At 74.9% G+C, this 1,835-nt stretch carries 2 protein-coding genes and 1 pseudogene; 1 reads left to right on the top strand and 2 read right to left on the bottom strand.

Features of this window, described 5'->3' with window-relative positions:
- The first annotated feature begins 141 nt into the window (after positions 1–141).
- Positions 142–810 carry a response regulator gene (locus tag H5J30_RS30685; protein ID WP_125937798.1) on the top strand — a complete coding sequence of 223 codons (669 nt, stop codon included), beginning with the start codon at positions 142–144 and terminating at the stop codon, positions 808–810.
- Positions 811–942: 132 nt separating this feature from the next.
- On the opposite strand, the gene H5J30_RS30680 is transcribed toward H5J30_RS30685, so the two are convergent.
- Together H5J30_RS30680 and H5J30_RS30675 are read right to left on the bottom strand one after the other, a co-directional pair.
- Complete coding sequence (locus H5J30_RS30680) at positions 943–1,605, bottom strand: response regulator (RefSeq protein ID WP_181790729.1); 663 nt, start codon at positions 1,603–1,605, stop codon at positions 943–945.
- Positions 1,602–1,835 (bottom strand): annotated as a pseudogene (locus H5J30_RS30675) (sensor histidine kinase); the annotation flags it as partial. The gene H5J30_RS30680 and the pseudogene H5J30_RS30675, both read right to left, overlap by 4 nt.

Here is a 1,835-nt window from a genome sequence, read left to right as displayed (position 1 = left end):
GCCGTGCCGGCCCCTTCCCCCGTTTCGCGTGGCGGGGGAAGGGGCCCACCTCTGGCCGGAGTTGTACCCCCCGTGACGAACCGGTGACGCACCGCCGGGTATCGTCACGCCCGCAGGGGGCCGGGGACGGGGCGTGTACACATGTCGATCCGAGTCGTGGTCGCCGACGACCAGGCGCTGCTGCGCGGAAGCTTCCGGGTGCTGGTGGAGACGGCGCCCGGGCTCAGCGTGGTGGGCGAGGCGGCGACCGGGGCGGAGGCGGTCGGGCTGGCGGCGGCGGAGCTGCCGGACGTCGTGCTGATGGACGTGCGGATGCCGGAGGTCGACGGCATCGAGGCGACGCGGCAGATCTGCGGCTCCCCCGCGACGGCCGGGGTGCGGGTGCTGATCCTGACGATGTTCGACCTCGACGAGTACGTGTACGGGGCCCTCCGTGCAGGCGCGAGCGGCTTCCTGCTCAAGGACACCCCGCCGGCGGAACTGCTGCGCGCGATCCGCGTCGTGGCCCGCGGGCAGGCGCTGCTGGCGCCGTCGGTGACGCAGCGCCTGATCCGCCACTTCAGCCGGCTGCCGGAGCCGCTGCCGGACCTGCCGCGGGACCTGACGCGGGTGACGGTGCGGGAGCAGGAGGTGCTGGTGCTGGTGGCCCGCGGGCTGGCGAACGGGGAGATCGCGGACCGGCTGGGGCTGAGCCTGCCGACGGTGAAGTCGCACGTGAGCCACCTGCTGACGAAGCTGGACGCCCGGGACCGCATCCAACTGGTCATCACCGCCTACGAAACGGGCCTGGTGACCCCGTCCCGCCGCTGATCCCCTCCGGGGGGGATCGGGTGCAGCCCACCGCAGCTCACTCCCCCGACCCGGCTTCCCGCGCCCGCAACATCGCCGCGATCCGGCCCTGCACGCCGGGAAACCCTCCCCCGCCCCACCCCCGACCCCAGGTCACTCCCCCAACCCCGCCTCCCGCGCCCGCAGCATCGCAGCGATCCGGTCCTGCACGCCCAACTTCGTGAAGATGTTCGAGATATGGTTCCGCACCGTCTTCTCCGACAGCACCAGCTCCCGCGCGATCCGCCGGTTGTTGTAGCTCCGCGCGATCAGGTCCAGCACCTCCCGCTCCCGCTGCGTCAGCTGCGGGAACGCCCGCCCCGCCGGCACCGTGTGCAGCGCCGAGAAGTACCGGCTCAGCCGCTCCGCCACCGCCGGGCTGAAGACCGCGCCGCCCGCCGCCACACACCGCACCGCGCCCAGCAGCTCCGCCCGCGACGCCCCCTTGTCCAGGTAGCCGTACGCGCCCGCGCGCAGCGCCGCGACCACCGCGTCGTCCTCCACCGACGCCGACATCACCAGCACCCGCGGCGGGCGCCCGCCCCGGCCCGGGGAGTTGAGCTGCCGCGTCGCCTCCACTCCCGAGCAGCCCGGCAGGTGCAGGTCCATCAGCACCACGTCGACCTCCGCGTCCGGCTCCGCCAGCGCCGTCAGCGCGTCCTCGCCCGCCCCCGACTCGCCCGCCACCTCCAGGTCCGGCACGTTCTCCAGCGCCACCCGCACCCCGTCCCGGAACACCGGGTGGTCGTCGACGACGTACACCCGCACCGCGCTCATCCCGGCCCTCCCGGCAGCAGCGCCCGCACCAGCGTGCCGTGCGGCAGGTCCGTCCGCGGCAGGATCCGCAGCGTGCCGCCCACCTCCTCCGCGCGCCGGGTCATCGACGCGATGCCCAGGCCCAGCGGGCGCCGCGGCGGGCGTCCGGGTCCGTCGTCGGCGATGTCCAGGCGCAGCGCCGTGGCCGAGGTCCACACCCCGAGCTGGACGGTACGGGCCGCGGCGTGCCG

It is taken from the genome of Streptomyces phytophilus (genome assembly GCF_013870535.1).
Lineage (GTDB): Bacteria > Actinomycetota > Actinomycetes > Streptomycetales > Streptomycetaceae > Streptomyces > Streptomyces phytophilus.
Note: the sequence above shows the minus strand (reverse complement) of the source record. Positions and strands in the feature narration are given on the sequence as shown.

Excerpts from the sequence above, each read along its gene's own strand:
- H5J30_RS30685 (WP_125937798.1), top strand. The coding sequence starts at position 142 with ATGTCGATCCGAGTCGTGGTCGCCGACGACCAGGCGCTGCTGCGCGGA.
- H5J30_RS30680 (WP_181790729.1), bottom strand. The coding sequence starts at position 1,605 with ATGAGCGCGGTGCGGGTGTACGTCGTCGACGACCACCCGGTGTTCCGG.